Raw genomic sequence first — 21,600 nt, 5'->3', positions numbered from 1 at the left:
TTTTGCCCTAGGCCGATTTTTTCTCTTCAAATTGTCCTGGCCTTGGAAAATAGATTTGACTCACCCACTGGCCATTCTCTATTTTAAAGGCGAAATGACCACCGATAGAGCGAAGAATTTCATTAACGGACTCGAGCCCTAGACCCGATTCATTTTTCACCTGATCCATCATAATAATTTTCCCTAAATCATCGGCCAGGCTAGAAGATCTCTTTTCTGAGAGTTTTGATATTGTATTTTTAACTGTTAAATGAAGGCCATCATCTGTGTAATCAAAATTAAATTCTACGCTTGAAGGTCCAGCTTCTGCGATATTCTTAATGATATTATTTACGACTCTATAAAAAGATGGGTAGTGCACCATTGCACTCGAGCGAATTTCAAGAGGTGCCTCTGATGCCGCTGCGCCTTTAAAAAAGAAAAAACAATTAAATTGCTCTGAAGGTAAAAAATTATCGACAAGATTTAAAAGCCCAATGCGCGCAAAATCAAAACTAACAACATCATATGTATTCACAAGATTTTTATGTTGATAACCGAAATGATCCTTTACTAAAGATTGAATTAATTTAATCTCTTTATAGAGAATGAGAGTGTCCTCTTTTGTTAAACTCCCATCGCCGTTTTCCTTAGTCGCTAAGAATAGATTTAACCCATGTGTGTGATTGATGAGATCGTGAAAAAAGAGGCGGTTTTTTCTTTGCTCACTGACAGGCATCGTTTTCTTAGAACGTCGAAGGAGAAAATCAACCAAGGACTTCTGTCCTGCTAGAACAAATTCATTCGAAGTATAGATCAATCCCATAACCCACGATGAGAAAATAAGAAAGAGCGCTCCATCGACATAAGAGATAAATTGAACATCATTAAAAGTCCCAAGTGCTAAAAATGAACATCCTCCAATGAGAAAGAGAAACATGCCCTTTCTTTCATTAGCACTGATTCCGTGTTCGTCTCGATAGAGAAAAAAGAGCGTTGCACTCACACAGGGAATTAATCCCAAATAGAGCCCTGCCAACGACTGATACTTAAAAGTAAGTCCAATAAAACATAACGTCTGGAAAAGAAAAAATAAGGGGTAATTTTTCAAGGCCTTATATTCTTTTGCATGATGGTAATTTGTTGTGAAAAAGAGATAACTTCCAACAATAAGAGTGCTTTCTATAAATGAGTTTGGAAGAAAAGTTCGATCTTTGAAATAAAAACTCAACCAAAGAGTTGCTGAAACAACGAGTGAAAAGAAGCAATAGAGATCAAAAACGTGTAGTTTTGAACTTATTTGTCTTAATTTATGAACCATAAAAAAGGCCTCAATAGAGAGGCCTTTATTATTGATACTTATTTAATAACATTAAATTTTGCATCACTACCAAGGGCCTCTTCGATTCTTAGTAGCTGATTGTATTTTTCCATTCTGTCTGAGCGGCTGGCAGAACCTGTCTTAATATGTCCAGCGGCACAAGCAACGGCAAGATCAGCAATGAAGCTATCACCAGTCTCACCTGAGCGATGTGAAATAATGGCACTATAGTTATTCTTAAAAGCAAGATCGAGTGTCTCAAACGTCTCTGTTAAAGAACCAATTTGATTCACTTTTACAAGAATTGAGTTGGCCATTTTTCTATCAATTCCCTTTTGGAGAATCTTTTTATTTGTTACAAAAACGTCATCTCCAACGAGAACGACCCTATCTCCGAGTTCGCGAGTCAGTTTTTCCCAACCCTCGTAATCAGACTCATCAAGTCCATCCTCAATAGAATAGATCGGATATTTATCGCAAAGATCTGAGTAATATTTCACCATTTCTTCACTGGAAAGAGCTTTGTTTTCGATGTGATACTTACCATCTCTGTAGAACTCACTAGAGGCTGAATCAAGTGAAATAGAGATATCGCGACCTGGCTCATAACCAGCATTCTTAATGGCCTTTAAAATACATTCAATGGCCTCTTCGTGCCCTTGTAAATTCGGAGCAAAACCACCCTCATCACCTACGTTAGTTGAGTAATTCTGTTCAGAAAGAACTTTCTTAAGAGCATGGAAAGTCTCAACTCCTGCTCTAAAGTTTTCGGAGAAACTTTTTTGCATATGAGGGACAATCATAAATTCCTGAATATCAAGATTATTAGAAGCGTGCTCTCCACCATTAATGATATTCATGAGAGGAGCCGGTAGATTCATAGAATCACTATCCATAGGAATCTTCAAAAACTCATTCATATAACGGAATAGTGGCATCTTCTTATCCATTGCTCCAGCACGACAAACGGCCATTGAAACGGCAAGAATAGCATTTGCTCCAAGTTTTTCTTTATTCTCTGTTCCATCAATCTCAATCATTTTATAATCGATATTTCTCTGTTCAGTAACTTCCATACCAAGAACCTGAGGCTTGATGATGTCGTTAACATTAGAAACAGCTTTTCTAACTGACTTTCCTACATAATAAGACTTGTCACCATCACGAAGCTCAAGTGCTTCACGAGTTCCTGTAGAAGCTCCAGAAGGAACAGCTGCTAAGGCAACACTACCAAGTTCCGTGTGAACTTCGGCCTCAACTGTTGGGTTACCTCTTGAATCGAGAATTTGACGGGCAATAATATTTGTAATCTTTGACATGAGATTCCATCCTTTCAAAGTGAATTTATTACGTTAAACTATAAACTTTCTTCAAAGCTCTGGCCACGGCCTAGTGATTGGAAATTCCTGCTTAATGAAATCTTGATGTCGGGCACTAGAATAAAAATAGAAATCGATCATTGTACCATCTACAGAGGTAGAGGCCTGTCCCATCAAATCACTAATACGATTGGCCACAGCGCGACAGGGACTCAAGACCTTTGCGCCACTTATTCTTTGAATATACTTTGAGACCAATGGGTAGTGCGTACATCCTAAAATATAATACTCGTAGCCTTTTGTAAGAAGTGAAGAGAGTTCATTGCGAATCTCGCTTTCAAGGCGCTCTTGTTCTTTTTTTTCCCAATAAGCAGTCTCTACGATTTGAGCAAGGCCTGGACAACTATAGTGTGAGAGATAGTTATTGGGATCGAGTTTTTCTTTCAATTTATTAAAACGACTACTCTTACCTGTAAGTGGCGTTGTAAGAATAACCGCCTTCTTCTTATCATCCCAAGGAATTTGATTCACAATATTTACATAGGGCTCAATTCCTACAAACTGAATCTCTGGATAGCGCGTACGTAAGTCATCAATACACACGGCCGTTGCGGTATTGCACGCAAGGACAATGAGATCGATTCCAAGCTCAATAAATTTATCAACAATGACAATTGATCGCTCTAAAAGGACCTCATCACTCTTACTGCCATAGGGTGCGAAAGCATCATCGGCGAAGTAGTATACTTGTGCATCAGGTCGAATTGTCAGTAAACTAGACAGAATACTGAGACCACCAATTCCTGAATCAAACATTCCAACTTTCAAACAAATCCCCAAAGATAATCAATTATGTTATGTTTAAAATATCATAAACCTTTTCACTAAAGATGTTAATGGAGAGAATGTGGCAAGAGTTAAAATATCTATTCCATCCAATAAAATTTATGAGACTCAGTTGAGCGTTCGAGTTAACGATATTAACTACGGAAATCACTTGAGTAATGATGCTCTTTTAAGATTTGCTCATGAAGTCAGATTACGCTTTTTAAATGAACTGTCTTTTGACGAGTTAAACTTCTACGGTGGCGGGCTGATCATGTCCGATGCTGCACTCCAATATAAGAATGAAGGCTTTCTCTTTGATCAGCTTCATTGCGAACTTTATATTGATGAGATTACGACACATGGATTCGAATTCGTTTATAAATTTATTCGATCTAGAGACAAGGCCACTATTTGTGTAGTAAAAACAGGCATGGTCTTTTTTAACTACGAAACAAAGAAAATTGCTTCGTGCCCACAAGGCTTTGTGGACAAATATAAGGGTAGCTAAAAATGTTTTCTCTCTTCAAAAAATTAACGATCGATGAAGTAAAAGAAAAACTCTCGAAACTTTCTCTTGATGAGTATCAATGGTTATCTCTAAGTATTAACGAGGGAATCAAGTTTCAAGATGAGAAAAAGAAAACATTCCAGTTAATTGGAAAGAAATCATTCACAATAGAACTGAAAAAAATAAACAGCGAACTAAAGCTGACACTCGACAATCAAAACCTAACGATAGCACATGATAACGAAGTAACGTTTAATTTCGATCAGTTCTTGAATGAGAGTATTAGTTCATTTATCGATAGAAAGAAGGAATGCCTAAACGAGGGAAATAAAGACGTACTTGATTTTGAAGGAGAAACAAAGGCGCATGAATGGATTCGGGTGAGCTTCGAAGTATTAAAGCGCGCGCTAGAAGAAGCAAAGAAAAAAGAAGATTTACTCGTTGAATATCGTCTTTTTATGGGCAGACGACCAAATAGCAATGAAAACCTCATACGCCTTCTCGCTTACAATCTCGATATAACTTATCACTTTCGTTCTAATGGAGATCTTCAAGTTATTATCTATAACGATAAAAATGCGAGTAGAGGAAGCGCAAAGGAGCCTTCACTTTCGGTGATTTTTAAGGCCATGAAAAACCAGGCCTACGATGAGCTCATTAACTTGCTTTCTATATGTGCTAAGAGCTCAAACTTTTAATTTCGACAAGAAATATTATACTTGTCCATGACCGCCATAAATTTCACATAAACTCTTTTTTGGACCTCAGATTCTGATTTCTTCAAAGGACATAGTGTTTTGCTAAGTTCTAGGGCCTTGTCTTTGCCAATATCTTGTTTTATGGCAAAATTTATCGATGCTATTTTTCGATTACTCTGTCCTTGTTTCACACTTTTCACGATACATTCATCTCTTATATCTTTACGTTTTTTTGAGTTCATTAACTCTGCACTTGATAATAAATGAAGGACACTTGAGAGTGAATTATCGACAATTGAGTCGCAAGATTCATAGAGCGATGTAATCAACTCATCGTCATTTAGAGAAGAGATTAAGAGTGCTGCAGATAATTGAACTCGTGCATTTTTAATTTTTAGCGCTCTTTTAATTCCTTCCTTATTTTCAACAGTATAAAGGCCATCGTTTATTTGCTCAGTTAACAAATCAAGACTCTTTGAAAGCGCTCGATGATATGTTCCCTCATTAGGATCATAGTAGCGATCAAAAGACTTAGAATCTTTACAGGAATCAGACTTTATACACCGAGATAAATCATTAATAACCACTTCTACATCTCTAATATCTTCAAGAGTCAATGCTTCATCACGATATTCTTTACGGATGTCTCCACCTTTGGGGTCTACAATCTTTTCAATGAGTTCTTTATTCTCTATTTTTACTGTCTGTTCAACAATTCTCTTACTCTGCGTCTTCACGTCTTCAAGTTCCGTAGATTTGAAAACATTTTCTCCAAAAATCGGACTCTCTTTTCTATTGAGATAAAATAGTGAAACAAAGGCCGCAATAACAACGACTATTCCAATCTTCTTCATAAAGACTCCACATAACGAATTCGCATCCAAACCCAACCTTCAAAACCGCTCTCAGTTACAATTCGATACCAAGGGTCTCCCCAATCTTTCTCTTCTAGAACAACAACGCGCTCTCCCGGATGCAGGACCTGACCAGTATCTTTTCCACGATTGTAATCAGTTCGAATACGCACACCGCCAGTAGCAATACCATAAGTTTTGCCCTGTTCGCCCTTTAAGATTTTTTTAATAAAAGTTGAATACACATAAGCTTCACCTGATTCACACTTAGACCCTTTAAATTCTTCAAAAGAAGGTGAATAAACTTTTTGATATCCGTTTATAATCTTAGGTTCGACAATTGAGATTTGAATCAATGAAGAATCCGAAAGGCTTTTAGTGTTACCACAAAGAGTCTCTCCTGATTTAGGTGCAAATCGGATATTTATTCCCTGACCTGAAATATAATGGTCAAATGTTTCATTGTGAACCTTTGGTAACTCCCCTTCATAATCGACAGTCTGTTTAGAGGCCTGTAAATCTTCTTGAAGCTTTTCTTTTTCCTGTTCAGCATCTTTTGCCGTTCTTTCAATTTCTTTAATTTCACTTAGAGTTGACTCAATTTCGTTTGAATAATCGTGTTGATTATTTGAATGCTCTAAAATTTTGAATTCTACTTCAAGAAGCTCTTCATTAATAACTCTTAAAGAATCACTCTTTTTAATGTTAAAGTTTTTAAGCATGCGAAGCTCTAGCTCTTGATAAAATTCTTTTGTTTTAGAAACAGTTGATGCATCTTGATACTTCGAAATAATTTCACTCATTTCCTGTTCTTGTTTATTAATTCGATCAAGAATAACCTGAATACCACTTTTTTCTAATTCGGCCTTTGCCTCTTGCAATTCTTTTCTTTTAGCATACAGTGACTTAAGGACTTCACTACTTCCACTTGCTTTACTTTGTTTACTCTCTAAATCTTCCAACCTCTTATAGAGTCCAGGTAATTTAACTCGATATATATCGTTATTAGATTTCTCCGTCAGGTCATCAATAAGTTTTTCTAATTTGCTCTGGGCCTTCTTTAAGCTCTTACTCACACTTTCATCTACATAATCACTTGCGGCCCCTTCCGTATAAGGACGATCCAAATAATTCATGTAATCAGTTTTAAGAACTTGCTCAATGTATGTTCTTTTATTCGAGCCATTCTTAACGTTATTGACAATTTCCTGTAAGGCCTTTCTCTCAAGAGAGGCGGCCGGAAGATAGAGATGAAGATAGGATTTCTCTTCAAAAAGAAATGATACAAAGTTTTCCATGAAGTCCCAGTCATTCTTTTGGAAGCGACAAGAAAATGAATTCAAGTCAATATTTCCATCGAGCTGATTGTACTCGTATCTCTCAATAACATTCTTTAAACTTTGGTTATTTTTTTGAAAAGCGTAGTTATAATCGAAAAAAGTCTTCTCATGACCATCTCGATAACGCTTATAAATTTTCTTTAAACAATTCATACTGTCATGAAATCGACAGGCCCTTTCAATAGAGTGTCCTCCATTATAATTCGACCATGCAGAACGAATAAGATTATAGTAGTACGGGGCCCCTTTTATATCGAGACAAGGAAATTTCGATTTATCATTCCCCTCACCTGCGTTTCGATTAAATGAGTAGTACAAGTGATCGATTCCATCATCAATGAACTTCTTCGTTGAAAAGACTCGACCAGAACTAAAAGCATCTGGATTTGCCTTCATGTTAAACATCATAATACCAATATCATTATAATCGTAACTAACAAGGAGTTGATCTACATCACTTCCAAGTTCATCACACTTAACGATTTCATTTTCACCAGTTAACTGATCAAATTTAGAAAGAGCTTTTTTAGCTGAGAATGCCTTCCCCTCATTAGAAAGAATATTTTTTTTCTCTTTCTCAAGTGCTTTCTGGTCAATTTTAAGATTCTTTACAGCTCTTCTATTTTCAGCATTTTCACTTGCTGTCATTTTTTTCTTATAAGCGATATTAAGCTCATTTATTTCATTCTGTATTGAAGCGATTTGTGCATCTATTGTCATTCGCTTCTCTTTAAATAGTTCACGAATTTCATCTTTATTTAATTTGTAACTATCATTAGTTACAGAGGAACATCGAGACTGATCCCTTCTTCTCATATGTACATAGCGACTTTCATGGTAAGGAACTAAAAGAGTCGCAAGTAGAAATGCATTGTAGGTTTGATAAATTCCATCACTTTCAAAGTACCAGTCATCACGAGCATGTCTATCTGCTGATTGCACAAGAAGACCAAAGATCCTCTTCATGTACTCTCCATTTCGATCAGCACTCTCAATCGGCCCCTCTAGCTTTGTCTGTTCATCCAAGGATAGATATATATGATCAGGAAAATAATCAGGAAAAGTTCTCGTAACAACGGATGCCGGGCGTCGATCCTTATTTCTTTGATAAAAAAAGTGACCAACCCCTAGGGTGATGGCCAAAAAGAGGATAGAAATTTTGCGCACAATTTACTCCTTAATCCGACTTATCGTCTCAAAAATTAGAAAATTTGATCATAAAACGATAAAAGGCAATAACTCTAAATACTTACAAGTCCTCTTCAAAATAAAACGAATAGAAAAAACCGATAAATTTTACCGAACTTATTGAAAATAATAGGGCCTGACCTAAGATAGGCCATCACGAAATTTATGGATGGTACACGATCATGAAAAAGGCCCTCATTTCAATATTCACTCTCTGTATTGCAAATGCCACTATGGCCAAATTAGATCGAAACCAAACCCTTAAAGTCATGGATCACCTCTTCTCTATTTATGAAGTTGAGATGCAAAAAAACCTACCATTAAGAGTTGAGCTAAACTGGGATAGTGATAAAGCTCAAGCATCTATTGGACAAAACGACAAAGAAGTTCATGCAACAGTCCATGGTGGACTAGCAAGGCTAAAGTATATGAGCACTGATTCCCTTGCGCTTATTCTCTGTCATGAAATTGGTCATATTATTGGGGGTGCTCCGATGGTGCAGCCATCAAGAAAGTACTCATCTGAAGCGCAATCCGATTACTTCGCAAATAAAACTTGCTTCAAAAGGTATATGAAATCAACTAGTACAGAAAGCGAAATGAATTTAACCCCTGAAGAAAAGAGACTTTGCCCTGAAGAAGACCAGGCCTGTATTCGCCATCTCAATGCTATCAAAACAGAGTCCTTATCATTTAAAGAAGCAGGTCTAGACTATCCAACGACTCTACTAACCAGCTCGACTCACTATGCTTCTATTACACTATATAATGACTATCCTGATAATGTATGCAGACAGGAAACGGCCATCAAGGGAGCTCTTGATAAAGAGAGACCGATTTGTTGGTACAATTCAAATGAGGCCAATATGGAAACGGGTTACATTATATTGAAAGATGCACCTGAAGCACAAATAGTAGCAACTGTTCAAGATACAAAAAAATGGAAACATGGCTGTGCATACAAAGTTAGCTTTCTCGAGTTATGGAACCCAAGCTACTTCAATCCCTTATCAGACAGAGAGATTACACAAAACTATATTCATAGCTACCAAACATGTAAGCTATCCAAGGGAGATACACTTTCAACTGTTGTGACAAAAGTTGATGAGCGGCTCTATATGAATGTAGAATCAAAGGACAAGTGAATTTATTTCATTTCAAATTCAACACGAACCTTTGCAACAACACCAACACTACCTTTCTCAATCGCAGGCGCTGAACTCATTGCCTTCATCTCATAACGAACTGGTGATGGCATACCAGAGCGCTCAAAGCTCTCTTCAATCTTAAGCACTTTGCCAAGTTTTAATTGAGCTCTTTTGGCCAAACGATCAGCTTTATCTTTAGCGTTATCAAACGCCATCTCTAACGCCTGAACTTGCACGAGATCTGATTTTGAAGAAGAAAAGTTGATAGCACCAATTTTAGTGACACCTTTCTTTGTTAGAAAATTAATGATTGTTGAAATATCATCAATTTTCTTAATTGAGACCGTCATTTCATTGTGAATTTTCATGCCTTCAAAAACAGGGGCCTTGCCACGAGGGTAACTGTAATAAGGGTTCAATTGATAGCGAGATGTCTTAATATCAATTTCTTTAATTTTAAATTTATTTTTTAGCCCCTTAAGCGCCTTATTCATAATTTTTGAATTTTCATCTTGTGCAATGAGACTATCTTTATTCTGCGTCTCAACACTGAAAGATAAACTGGCGAGATCTGATGTTGTAAAAACTTGAGATATTCCATCGACGACAACACTAGAGGCCATCGTATTTAAAGATAAAAAGAATAATAAAATAAGATTTTTCATAGAGTCCTCTTAATAAACGTTCTAATTCTATTAGGTCACAGACTCATGAACTTGACAAGGATTGGTTTGTAAGGTGTTTGTAAGGACTATGTTTTAAAACGCTTAACAAGCATCTTCATGTCTTTTTGGTGCTTGTCATTAACTTCAACCATCCTCTCTTCGAAATCTTCACGTTGCTCTTTTAATTTTTCATCAGAGCGATTTCTGGCCTTCTCAATGGTCGTTTCATATTTTTCTTTAAGCTCACTAAGCTCTCTGTCTTTACCTTGAATAACATTTTTAAATGATTTTGTGATTTGAGAGAGTTCATTTTGAAATTGCTCCTGCATTTCTTTTCTCTCTTTCATAAAGCGTTTTGATATTTCTGAACGCTCTTTAGCTCCGTCTTCTTTTACTTTATCGAGTTTATCTTTCATGTCCTTTGAAACTTCACTAACGTTTGCATCAAAAGATTTCTGAGCATCAATTCGATCTTCAGTATAGGCCGTTTTAATATTCTCTATTTTTTTATGATTTTGGGCCTCTTTAGTATCGAGAACCTCATCATTATTCTTACGAATCTCATCGATTTGATCGCGTCTTCTGCTTTCAAGTTTTTGAATTTTCTGATTGTAGTAATGGCTATTTTGATCGATTGTTGTCATTGTTAAATCCTCACATATCTATTCTATCGGGAATTAACTGAAATCTTAATGGTGAAGAACTTGCCTAAAATGAAGTGAAATTTTATTGAAAAGACTTTGAAACCTATCATCTCCCAGACTGAAACGATCAACTAATAGGTGATGATATTTATTATGTGGAGATTTTTGAAAATAACTGACTGAAAGACCCTTTTTTTCATAAGAGCTAACATCTACGAGTTCATCTTCTTTATCAATGATAAAAAGATATTTCGAGTGGTTTTCAAATTGAAGATGATCCACTAAATGACATAGGCCTTGATAGGCTGATTTATTAGTAAATGAATGAAGTCTGTAATTTGGGTAATTAAAGCTTGGAACACTTTTCCATAGAGGAAGTTTACTCATTAAGCACATAAGCCGACCTGGAAGATTCAAGGCCAATGGAAATGAGAGAAAGGCCATACTTTTAAAACTTTTCTCATAATCAAGAAATAAGAGACCTCCAAGAGATTGACCGATAAAATACAGATCCCGATTCTTATAATGATCGATGAAATCAATTACTTTTTGCTGCCACTCAGCTAAAGAGCCTTGATTGTAGTCTATAGAAAAAATATGAGTTTCATATTGAGTAGAGAACTCTTGAGCTAATTCAGAAAGAGCTTTTGGATTTAAATTCAGGCCAGGGGCCAATATCAAAACAGGTAACGACCTTGTTTCAAGGGCCATTGAAATAGAAGACATGCATAAAAAAAGGGCCACAAAAATGGCCCTCATTATTTTATTAGAAATCACAGCTTTTTGGTGTTCTTGGAAAAGCAATAACATCACGAATATTTGGCATTCCCGTAATGTACATAATGGCCCTTTCAAAACCTAATCCGAATCCTGAGTGAGGAGCCGTACCAAATTTTCTAAGTTCTAGGTACCACCAGTAACCCTCTTTTTCCATTCCATCTTCATCCATCTTTTTGATGAGTTTATCAAGATCTTCTTCTCTTTGCGATCCACCAATAATCTCACCAATTCCAGGAACAAGGACATCCATAGCACGAACAGTTTTACCATCTTCGTTTTGCTTCATATAGAAGGCCTTACAATCTGCAGGATAATCCGTTACAATGACAGGCTTCTTGAAATGCTCTTCTGTAAGATATTTCTCGTGCTCAGTTTGAAGCTCTTTCCCCCACTCAGTAGGGTACTCAAATTTAACATTTGTTTTACTTAAAATCTCAACTGCTTCAGTATATGTGATCTTTAAAAACTCACTATCTCTTACATTTTCAAGTACCGAGCGGTGAGATTTATCAACATCAGAAAAAGGAATCCCCCAAATAAAGTTCAACTCTTTCTCACATTTCTCAAGCGCCCAAGCGACAAGAAACTTGATATAATCAGCAGCAAGATCGGCCACTTCATCCAAATCGGCAAAGGCCACTTCTGGCTCGATCATCCAAAACTCAGAAAGGTGACGTTTTGTGTTCGAATTTTCAGAGCGGAAAGTTGGTCCAAAAGTATAAACACTTCCAAGCCCTAGTGCGTGACACTCCCCTTCTAATTGTCCAGTAACACACAAAGAAACATCTTTACCAAAATAGTCTTTTGAATAATCAACATTTCCTTTATCGTCTTTTGGCAAATTCTCAAGATCAAGAGTTGTAACTTTAAACATCTCTCCAGCACCTTCACCATCAACTGCCGTGATGATTGGTGAGTTCAGATAATAAAATCCTCTATCAGAGAAGAATTTATGCGTAGCCTGAGCTAGTTCGTGACGAATTCTAAACACTGCTCCAAAGAGGTTTGTTCTCGCTCTTAAGTGGGCCTTCTCTCTTAAAAATTCAAGAGATGAACCCTTTTTTTGCAATGGATAAGACTCATCCGTCTTTCCATAAATATGAATCGATTCAGCCTGCATCTCAACGCTTTGACCTTTTCCACCAGACTCAACAACTTTCCCTGTAACAGAAACAGAAGATCCTGTTAGAAGAGAAGCTACTTCTTCATAGTTTTCAAGATCAGCATCGATTACAATTTGTAAGCTATCTTGATAGGAACCGTCATTTAAGACCATGAAGCTAAATTTCTTTGAATTACGGATAGAGCGAATCCATCCTTTCACAGTAACTGTTTGTCCAACAGGCTCAGTTTCAAATACTTTTTTAATTAACAATCTACCAGTCATGTTTCACCACTTAATTTATAATGTTTCTTTTTTAATTTGTTCTACTTGTGATTTTTTTAGTCTTGCCCCAAATTGAGTTACAAGTTGGCTAGATAAACTACAGGCCAGTCTTGCAGACTGAGCATACGATAGTCCATTTGTGATCCCGTAGAGAAAAGCTCCTGCGAAAAGATCGCCCGCACCATTTGTATCAACGGCTTCAACCTTATTTGTAAGTACTTCAATAGTCTCTTGACCATCAAAGACATGAGCGCCTTTTTCACCAAGTGTAATCGCAAATGTTTTCGCAATTTTCTTAAGCTCAACACTCGCTTGCTCAATTGTTTCAGTACCAGTGTAAGAGAGAGCTTCCGCTTCATTACAAAAGAGAAGATCAACACCCTCACCAATCATCTCGTTAAATCCCTCTTTAAAAAAAGAAACAACTCCTGGATCAGAAAAAGTAAGGGCCGTTTTAACGTTATTTGCCTTGGCAATTTCTTTGGCCTTAATAGCAGCAGCTTTTCCAGTTGGTCCAGTGACAAGGTAACCTTCCATATAAAGGTATTTGGCCTTCTTAATTTCTTCTTCTCTTAATTCACTTTCACTAAAAGTGGCCGTAATTCCAAGATATGTATTCATCGTACGATCAGCATCAGGAGTAACAAAAACCATACATTTTCCTGTCGTCCCTTTTTCACGCTGTTCATTAATATTTGAACTGACACCCTCTTTAACAAGGTCTTGATAGTAGAAATCACCTGTTTCATCACTAGCAACCTTACAAGAATAAAAGGCCTTTCCACCTAGTTGTGATACTGCAATCATTGTATTAGCAGCACTACCACCACACGATCTCTTATGTTGTTTACCATCTAAATTTTCAAGAAGTTCACTCTGACGTTCTTGTTCTACAAGAGTCATAAGTCCTTTTTCTACATTCATCTTTTGAAGAAAATCATTTGTTACTTCAAACTCCATATCGACGAGTGCATTTCCAATTCCATAAACATCATAAAGACTCATAATCTTTCCTTTTCAAAATGAGACGGTTTCAACAAGGCCTTAATATTACAGGCAGAAACACAAGTTGCAAAGTTTCGAACTTGGCAATTTTTGATAAAGGGAAACGCAAAATCAAGGAATCTACGAAGCTTCAAAAAACATATAAACCCATGAAATTACGAGATTAAGAGAGATACTTTAAACAAAAAGCATTCATTAGTCGATAATAATAGTGCCCTATACAAAAAGGATAGAGATATGAGCTTGCAGGATTTTTTGAAAAAAAATAATAAGAAAATTGGAAAATCAGTCAAAACCGGCCAGGAAGAACTTCGAAAGAAGTGTCATCAACTTCTGACAAAACTACAAGAAGAAGGCCACGATAAATACGAAGAGCTCTTCAAAGTTTTCATGTTCCGCTACGACCATCTCAACGTACAAATCCATAAGATAGAGAAGTTCTACGATGATCTTTGCGATGAATTGAAAGATATTGGAAAAAGACCAGCAGAGGTCTTTAAAGAATTTGAACAAAGAGCTGAAAAATCCATTAACAAAACCAAGGCCAAAGAAGTCTATTCACAAGTAAAGAAAACAACAAAAAGGGCCATCTCGAAAGCAAAAGAAATTAAAGAAGAAATCGAAGAGGAAATCTCAAAAAAAGCAGCAAGCTCCACTGCGAAGAAGAAAAGCGCTTCGAAAAAAGCTTCTAAAAAAGTTGATAAGAAGAAAGTCACTAAGAAAAAAACGGCCTCTAAAAAAGTAGATAAAAAGAAAGTAACTAAAAAAGCTCCAAAAAAAACGGGTTCCAAAAAGACAAAAAAGAAGACAACAACGGCGGCTAAAAAGTCTGGTAAAGTGACAAAAAAGAAAGTTGCCAAGAAAAAAACAGCTAAGAAAACAGTAAAAACAAAATGATCTAAAAGATATCTCGGGGCCTTAGGGCCCCAAACTTGAACAAAGTACAATTATCCTTAGATCTTAACAATTTTTATTAAACAAACCATAACTTCAATTAAAATAATCAAGAGTTATAAATGATTAAAAAAGGCAACCCCTATTAATGTTGAAGCTTAACCTGACCAAAAAATTAATACTGGGCATCTTTATATACGCCTTAGTCTTCGCTTGTGCGCTCTTTATGATCGTAGAAAAAGAAGTCATTCCGGCCATGTTAAGCAATAAAGTTAATCAGGAAATTGAAATTGGAAATAATGTTGTCTCCAAGCTTCACGCAAAGATTATTCGCTTTGAAACACTTGCAAGAACATTAGCAAAAATCGGTAAATCAAAAATCCAAGATGAAACAGTCTTAAAGAAATTACTTGTTGAAACAATAGACTACGATCAATCTCTATCTATTGCCGGTGGAGGAATTTGGTATGAACCCTATGCCTATGATTCAAAGAAACGTCAAAAAAGTTTTTTCTTAGCGAGAAATGAAGATGAGAATCTTCAATTTATAGATGATTATAATATTCCTTCACCAATTTTTGATAAAGAAAGATTTGAAAAAGATCGTGACTATAGAAGAGAGTTTCTTCACTCTCCAGGATACCATAATGAAAACTGGTATGTGACAGCTTCTTTTTTGAAACGATCGAGTAGAACCATATGGAGCAATGCCTACACAGACCCTCATAGCTTAGAGCCAATGGTCACAGTTTCTGCTCCAATTATTGAAAATGATAAGTTCATTGGAGTTGCAACAATAGATGTTCGCTTATCATGGCTTACCTTATTTCTTTCAGAAGTTAACTCGTCAAATGTTAAAACGCAATTATTTGATAAAGACGACAACCGAATTATCAAAAATCCACTCGCCAAAAAGAAGGAAGAAACAGTCGAGCGTCTATTAACAAAAATAGAGACGACAATTAAAGATAATAATAATTATTCTAAAGAAGAGACTGAAACTATAAAGCAGAAGCTCTTAAAAAATACTTACAATTTGAATAACAAGGCCGCTTTCTTCTATGCTCTATCCATACTGAATATCTTTTATGACAATCATCAATTAAATAACTACAAGCTCTACAATGAAACTAACCAAGAAACTAAAGTCCTCTATACTACCTTCTTAGTTCCCTATACATATTGGAAGATAATTAGGACTGTTCCTTTAAAGGAAAGTTTTGCTAGAACTTATGAAACAAAGAACAATATTCAAGCTATCTTTTTAATTCTAACAATTCTCTTAACGATTTTGGCCATTACAGGACTTAGGAAACTTGTTTTCTCTCCGATGAATAAAATTAGAGAAAAGATGGCAATGATGGCCGGTAAAATTAAATCACAAGATAATCTCGATGAAGTTGAGCCCATTAGAATCAAAGGCCTAGCAAGAGAGCTGCATGAGTTTACAAGTTCCTATAATAAATTGCTTACTCTTCTCCAAGAGAAAGACGCTAATTTAAAGAAAAGTCTAAGCTCACTTGAGCAAACAGTTCAACGTCAAAAGGACACGGAAAAAGAACTCCTCTACTCAGCAAAATCTAAGGCCCACTTCCTGGCCAATATTAGCCATGAAATAAGGACCCCTCTCAACATTCTTCTTGGCGCCATAGAGCTCGTTCATGAAAATAAAATGAACAAAGAGCAACTTGAGTACTTTCAGATGATTAAAAACTCTGGAGAAAATATAAAGTCTGTCGTGGCCAAGATCCTCTACCTTGCCAAGATCGATCACTCTACAAATATTAAACTCGAGGAACATTACTTTAATCTTAGAAAAACTTTCGAAGAAATAAATGCACTCATGAGAATTCACGCTTCAGAACTAAATCTTACTTATGATGTTGAAATCGATCCTCTTTTAGAATTCGATGTTATGGGTGATGAAACGAGAATTAATCAGGTCTTCACCAATCTCATTAGCAATGCCATTAAGTATACAGATGAAGGGAAAATTCATATCTCTTTAAAGCGTTACAATACAACAAATGCAAACAAAGAAGGATTCCTTTTAACTGTAGCCGATACAGGAATTGGTATCCCTAAAAAGCAACTCGACTCTCTCTTTCTTCCCTTCTCGCAGCGAGCGATCCAAGAGGTTGTTAGAAATGGACTGGGACTTCAAGTATCCCGATCAATTATAGAGGCCCTTGGTGGTGAAATACATGCATCGAGTGAAATAGGAATAGGAACAACGATTGTCGTAAAATTTGAACTCAATCGTGTTCAAAAAGATAAAATGATTGAAGAAGAAATGATCGAAAAAACAAGAGAGATAAAGTTTAGAAAGAGAAGTGAAAACGATAAATTTAACATTCTCATTGCTGAAGATACTGAAGATAATAGAAAACTCCTCGATTTCTATTTCAAAGACACCGAGTTTAAAATTCAATTTGCAGAGAACGGAAAAAGGGCCGTAGAGCTTTTTGAATTAAATGAATATGACCTTATCATCATGGACATGCAAATGCCCGTCATGGACGGCTATGAAGCCACTAAACTTATCACGAAGCTTAAGAAAGAAAGAAATATCCTTACTCCAATCATTGGTCTTTCTGCCAAAAGCTTTGACGAGGATATTCAAAGAGGACTTAAGGCCGGTTGTACAGAGTACATAGCAAAGCCAATCAAGAAGAAATCCCTAATGAAAAAGATTTTTAAATACGCCAGTTAAATTTGATTGAGAAAGTACAAAGGTACAGATAAAGAAGAACTTATCTCAGGCTCAACAATATCGACAATCTTAATATTCTTATCCTTTACTGTTGAAGGCCAAACCAAATTGAGCTTTGAAACACCTTTTTGGTAAGCTGGCCTTGCGACATAGACAGGCCTTTTAAAGACAATATTATCCATTGAAGAATACTGCTCTTTTGATTTAAAAGGAATTCCTACAGAAATTAGATAGGCATCATATCTCTTTTGGTTTTTCAAAGAAAAAACATCTCGCCAGGCCTTTAGATCTTGCCTGCCCGACTGATGAAAAACAGTAACAAGAGTTATTTTCAATTTGGCCTTTTTTTCCAACTTCTTTTTTGAATAGTAATACAAGAGTTTCTCTAAGACCTGATGTCCATGATACTTACGGCCTTTGAGATCTTCTTTTTGACAAGTGTTCTCAATTGTAGTCTCTACAAAGTCCAACTCAATTCCACTTGGTAATACAAGGGCGCTTGGACAAAAAAAGGTATCCACCAATGCGATATGATATTGTTTAATTGCCAAAGAAGATATTGAAAAGAAACAAAGGGTCCCAATCACGAGACCCTTTGCCATATAAGATGAAAAATTAAAGAGAGAAGTCAAAAGGTGCATGTAAACCTTGGTTACTATCAACTTTATTGTAAAGTGAACGTGAATGCGATTTAAGCTTTTTGTGACCATCTTTAACGTCTTCAAGAGCTCCATCAATAAATAGCGCACCGTAAAGTCTATTTGTAATTGCCATTGTAAAATCTCTCGAAGTTGGCTTCCAAGAAGAAGTCGCACTCTTCATTACATAGTAATAGTTGTAGGCAAAAAGATAAAGTCCAATATTGGCAACTTTAACGCTCTTTTTTACTATTTTTCCAAGTTTATTGTGAAATAGATTCTTATCTCTTTGAACAATTCTTGCAATATCCTTATCTCTTGATACGACACTTCCACTAGCAAGATAAGCTTGGTTGATATTATGGTTTTCATGAATAGAGCGAATCATTGCAACCTGAATTCTTTTTTGTATTTGATCATTTGTATGAAAGTAGCTTTCATCACTGATCTTGCGAATCCCTTCAATCAACTCATCATTCGTTTTAGAAAAGAGTGAAGATAATGTCTTAAGATCAACAATATCAGAAGAATCCGAAACAAGTAAAACAGACGAGGAACTCAACTCTCTATTGAGTCTATTGTTTAATAGAATAGTTTGAATTTCTTTTTTCTCACTTCCATACTTGAATCCAAGCGACTTCGAATGCTTTAGCGCTCTCATCTTAGAAGAATATTCATTAAAGTTTTTATCATCATTTAAATACACAAATGACGAGTCTTTTGCTTTTAACATCAATTGATCGAGTGACGAAAGACTATTTTTATTATTTGTAAAGACCTTGGCCTTAGATAGACCCTTTTCTAAAACAGATTTATTACCAGAAAGAGAAGTATCTAAAACAGCTACTCTTGAAGCTCCACCGAGTTGTTCAATCAAATGATAAATGTCATTATTTCTATCACTTCCATTAACGAGTGCAACAATTCCCGAATCTTTCATTGAGAATCCCTCTTTGGCCACGACTTTAAGCTGTTGCTCATTTTGCCCTAGTAGGATTCCATCTTTATAGATTTTTGCTTGAAGATAAAGATCTTGGTAAGCATCTTTTTTATCGGAAACCAAAATCGAAGCTCCCTTTAGTGCAGCACTCCTAGAGATGGACTCAAGATCATTAAAAGAAGATCTAACCATACCATCTAAGCTAGCTTGTAATTTGATTTCAATCTTCCCCTTGTACGAGCGAATGGCACGCGTTGAAACAGTAGCTTTAACCTGATTTTCTTTACCAACAATTAGATCACCACTAATCGATAAATCTTCTACTGTTAAAGGATAAAGGACATTGAAAGAACCACGAATACTAGAATTTAGAATATCTCCTCTTTCGTGATATAGACCCTGGATTTTTGTTTCAGCTGTAAGCGGATAACGGACCGTCACATTGGAAACAAAAGAAGACCCGAGTCGGTTGGGTGCGATATCTTTTGCTGCGCCTTGTACCGTAACGCTAGATGCCCCAGGAATTTCATTGATCGTATAGGTTTTATTTGAACCAACTTTAACTTCAACATTTTTCGCTGGAGCTTTCCCAAAGTTTGAAATCGTCATATTTATGTAAAGGGCCTCATTAGGCATGACAATTCCATCTCTTTGCCCAACTTTATTAACCCCACCATCGACAAATGAATGACTTTCATACTTTAAAACGGCATGTTTTTGATAAATATCAAGGACATCATTTTTTCTCTTTACTCGAGATTGTTCAAGATAGAGAGGATACTTTAATTGATAAACACGGTTTTTCTCTTGAGCGAAAACCTTATCCTTAAGAATATTGTACTCTTTTTCGTAAGCAGTTTTAAAAGTTACTTTATATTGCTGTTGATATTCAGATGAATCTTTCAACGGTGAACGTCTATAGTGTTCCAACTTATCTTTATAAGCCTTTTGATAGTACCCAGTGTAGTGATCACCGTAGGCCTTTTTATGACCAGTCGATCTTCCTCTAGCAATTTCTTCTTGATAAGTTAGTTCAAATTTTGATCGATAATTTTCATTATACACATCTTCATAGACTGATTCATAGATGCTTGAAACGTTCTTATAATAAGATCTTTGAATCTCATCTGAATATTTGAACTCATAACCATCACGATATGATTTCTCTACCACTTTTCTTTTAAAATCTTTATTAGGATTATAGGCCTTTCCTCTATAATTCAGAGGCATCTTAGGAATAACTTTTGTAAAAGCTCCAGCGAATTGACCAGGAAGTGAGACTTTTTTAAGTTTCTGACTCTCTTTCTCCTTGATCGCTTCTTTCATTCCAAGATCAGAACCATCTAAATTTCCCTCTTTTAGCGCAAGTTCATTACCAGCGATTGAGCCTTCTCGAAGTCCCTTTGCTTTTGCATCAGATATTTTAGCAGCTTCAAAGGCATCTTTTTTTGCTTGATCGATAGCAGCGAGTTTATTTCCTTGAATTCGACCCTCGCGCTCACCATTTTGCCTTCCTTCAATTTGTGCATCGGCCTTTCCAAGTACTAGCCCCTCAGCATAACCTTTATCATAATCTCTGCGCTTAGCGTCACTTGCCCCTTCGCTCAGTCCATCCTCACGGCCATCTCTTTCCCCGTAACTTTTACCCAGACGATAAGCAAGTTCATAACCATCATCATAAGCATCTTCAGTAGCTCTTAGCGCCCCTTGATCGTTCACAATGAGCACTCTCTTTATCAGGTCTTGACGATATTGATCACGTCCTTTTTGTGCACCAATTAAAGTATTCTTTGCTCTAGTTGATTCGCGCTCAGCTTTTTGAACAATACTGTGGCGGTTTTCAACATCACGCTTTAATGGAATGAGATCTTTTTTATTCTTTATATTTTGCTGAACCTTCTTTTGATTCGCTAACTCTAAGGAAGAACTTCTCTTTTCAAGACGACTAATAACAGCGCTATTTTTAGTAAGGTTACTTTGAATCTTATCTCTGGTTTTGATGAGTGATGCTAACTGAACGACCAATTGATCTCTAAGTGTACTTTTGTTTTTAATATTTAGTTTTAAGCTAGATATTTTTTGCGTACATTGATCAGTTGGTGCTGCCTGACACTCTGCTTGTACTTTTTTAAGGCTTGCCTGAAGATTACTAATATCTTTTTTAACACCTTCAATTTGGTTATTCTTCTTAGTAATCTCTTCCTTTTTAGAACTGAGCGCCGTAGAAAATTGCTTGTTTGAATTTTTTAATTTTCCAATCTCCGCCCTATTAGTTGAAATTTCAGTTACATGATTTGCTATTTCAGTTTCGATTTGACTGATAGCTCGCTCCATAAGAGAGAGCGATTTAACGGCTTCGTTTAAGCGTTTAACTTCACGATCAGTAAGTTGTTGTTTGCTGTTGTAGAGTCGTTCTAAACGTGAAACTTCTCTCGTTAGATTAGAGAGATTTAAGTCCTCATTTAATTTGAAACTTGGATTCCCTATAAAATCATCTTGCCATCTAGCCTGAGCTAGTGGAGATGAAAGCAAGATCGTTCCTATAGATAGTAAGACCAATTTGGATTTCACAATTCCCCCTCGTGAATATATCGAAATTAAAAATGTGTCATTTTGAAACCAATAAGAAGACATCAGGGCCAAATTGCCCTTTAAAATAGTGTCAACTTGAGAAGAATCCTTCTTCTATAGCTCAATTAACACAATTAGGAGCAAGAACAATGCCAAAGAGAAAATATGAATTATTTACAA

General features: G+C 36.1%; 17 protein-coding genes. 5 read left to right on the top strand and 12 right to left on the bottom strand.

Annotation, left to right across the window (positions count from 1 at the left end):
* Positions 1 to 7 precede the first annotated feature (7 nt).
* From HBN50_RS06965 to HBN50_RS06955, 3 genes are read right to left on the bottom strand one after another with little or no spacing between them, the layout of a single operon-like run.
* The gene (locus HBN50_RS06965) at positions 8 to 1,300 is read right to left on the bottom strand and encodes a GHKL domain-containing protein (protein ID WP_273868874.1); all 1,293 of its coding nucleotides are present in this window, start codon (positions 1,298 to 1,300) and stop codon (positions 8 to 10) included.
* A 38-nt stretch (positions 1,301 to 1,338) separates the two neighbouring features.
* Positions 1,339 to 2,619, bottom strand: coding sequence for a phosphopyruvate hydratase (gene eno / locus HBN50_RS06960; protein WP_273868872.1), 1,281 nt, complete (start codon positions 2,617 to 2,619; stop codon positions 1,339 to 1,341).
* Between the two features lie 51 nt (positions 2,620 to 2,670).
* Positions 2,671 to 3,447, bottom strand: coding sequence for a glutamate racemase (locus tag HBN50_RS06955; RefSeq protein WP_273868871.1), 777 nt, complete (start codon positions 3,445 to 3,447; stop codon positions 2,671 to 2,673).
* 79 nt (positions 3,448 to 3,526) lie between these two features.
* Between HBN50_RS06955 and HBN50_RS06950 the strand changes: the two genes are divergently transcribed.
* Together HBN50_RS06950 and HBN50_RS06945 are read left to right on the top strand one after the other, a co-directional pair.
* On the top strand, positions 3,527 to 3,955 hold the full coding sequence (locus tag HBN50_RS06950; protein WP_273868870.1) for an acyl-CoA thioesterase: 429 nt from the start codon (positions 3,527 to 3,529) through the stop codon (positions 3,953 to 3,955).
* Between the two features lie 2 nt (positions 3,956 to 3,957).
* Complete coding sequence (locus HBN50_RS06945; protein ID WP_273868869.1) at positions 3,958 to 4,653, top strand: hypothetical protein; 696 nt, start codon at positions 3,958 to 3,960, stop codon at positions 4,651 to 4,653.
* On the opposite strand, the gene HBN50_RS06940 is transcribed toward HBN50_RS06945, so the two are convergent.
* The gene (locus HBN50_RS06940; RefSeq protein ID WP_273868868.1) at positions 4,650 to 5,507 is read right to left on the bottom strand and encodes a hypothetical protein; all 858 of its coding nucleotides are present in this window, start codon (positions 5,505 to 5,507) and stop codon (positions 4,650 to 4,652) included. The genes HBN50_RS06945 and HBN50_RS06940 overlap by 4 nt on opposite strands.
* Positions 5,504 to 8,014, bottom strand: coding sequence for a hypothetical protein (locus tag HBN50_RS06935; protein WP_273868867.1), 2,511 nt, complete (start codon positions 8,012 to 8,014; stop codon positions 5,504 to 5,506). The genes HBN50_RS06940 and HBN50_RS06935 overlap by 4 nt, the downstream gene beginning before the upstream one ends.
* A gap of 203 nt (positions 8,015 to 8,217) precedes the next feature.
* On the opposite strand from HBN50_RS06935, the gene HBN50_RS06930 reads away from it, so the two are divergent.
* A complete protein-coding gene (locus HBN50_RS06930; protein ID WP_273868866.1) occupies positions 8,218 to 9,180 on the top strand; it encodes a hypothetical protein in 963 nt (320 codons plus the stop codon).
* A gap of 2 nt (positions 9,181 to 9,182) precedes the next feature.
* Here the strand turns inward: HBN50_RS06930 and HBN50_RS06925 are convergent, their stop codons facing one another.
* The 5 genes from HBN50_RS06925 to HBN50_RS06905 form a co-directional block, all read right to left on the bottom strand.
* Positions 9,183 to 9,848: an SIMPL domain-containing protein gene (locus HBN50_RS06925; RefSeq protein WP_273868865.1), complete on the bottom strand. Its 666-nt coding sequence runs from the start codon at positions 9,846 to 9,848 to the stop codon at positions 9,183 to 9,185.
* A gap of 86 nt (positions 9,849 to 9,934) precedes the next feature.
* The gene (locus HBN50_RS06920; RefSeq protein ID WP_273868864.1) at positions 9,935 to 10,492 is read right to left on the bottom strand and encodes a hypothetical protein; all 558 of its coding nucleotides are present in this window, start codon (positions 10,490 to 10,492) and stop codon (positions 9,935 to 9,937) included.
* A 45-nt stretch (positions 10,493 to 10,537) separates the two neighbouring features.
* Positions 10,538 to 11,236 (bottom strand): hypothetical protein, encoded by a 699-nt coding sequence (locus tag HBN50_RS06915; protein ID WP_273868863.1) that lies wholly within the window; start codon positions 11,234 to 11,236, stop codon positions 10,538 to 10,540.
* 22 nt (positions 11,237 to 11,258) lie between these two features.
* A complete protein-coding gene (gene asnS / locus HBN50_RS06910) occupies positions 11,259 to 12,659 on the bottom strand; it encodes an asparagine--tRNA ligase (RefSeq protein WP_273868861.1) in 1,401 nt (466 codons plus the stop codon).
* 15 nt (positions 12,660 to 12,674) lie between these two features.
* Positions 12,675 to 13,664: an adenosine kinase gene (locus tag HBN50_RS06905; protein ID WP_273868860.1), complete on the bottom strand. Its 990-nt coding sequence runs from the start codon at positions 13,662 to 13,664 to the stop codon at positions 12,675 to 12,677.
* Positions 13,665 to 13,901: 237 nt separating this feature from the next.
* On the opposite strand from HBN50_RS06905, the gene HBN50_RS06900 reads away from it, so the two are divergent.
* Positions 13,902 to 14,561: a hypothetical protein gene (locus HBN50_RS06900; RefSeq protein ID WP_273868858.1), complete on the top strand. Its 660-nt coding sequence runs from the start codon at positions 13,902 to 13,904 to the stop codon at positions 14,559 to 14,561.
* 223 nt (positions 14,562 to 14,784) lie between these two features.
* On the top strand, positions 14,785 to 17,271 hold the full coding sequence (locus HBN50_RS06895) for a hybrid sensor histidine kinase/response regulator (RefSeq protein ID WP_273868857.1): 2,487 nt from the start codon (positions 14,785 to 14,787) through the stop codon (positions 17,269 to 17,271).
* Here HBN50_RS06895 and HBN50_RS06890 read toward each other — a convergent pair.
* Both HBN50_RS06890 and HBN50_RS06885 read right to left on the bottom strand, forming a co-directional pair.
* Positions 17,268 to 17,822, bottom strand: a complete 555-nt coding sequence (locus HBN50_RS06890; RefSeq protein ID WP_273868856.1) for a hypothetical protein — start codon at positions 17,820 to 17,822, stop codon at positions 17,268 to 17,270. The two genes, HBN50_RS06895 and HBN50_RS06890, sit on opposite strands and share 4 nt — an antisense overlap.
* Before the next feature lie 64 nt (positions 17,823 to 17,886).
* On the bottom strand, positions 17,887 to 21,420 hold the full coding sequence (locus tag HBN50_RS06885) for a hypothetical protein (protein ID WP_273868855.1): 3,534 nt from the start codon (positions 21,418 to 21,420) through the stop codon (positions 17,887 to 17,889).
* Positions 21,421 to 21,600: the final 180 nt, after the last annotated feature.

This window comes from Halobacteriovorax sp. GB3, from assembly GCF_028649655.1.
Lineage (GTDB): Bacteria > Bdellovibrionota > Bacteriovoracia > Bacteriovoracales > Bacteriovoracaceae > BSW11-IV.
This window is presented reverse-complemented; position numbering and strand designations above follow the sequence as displayed.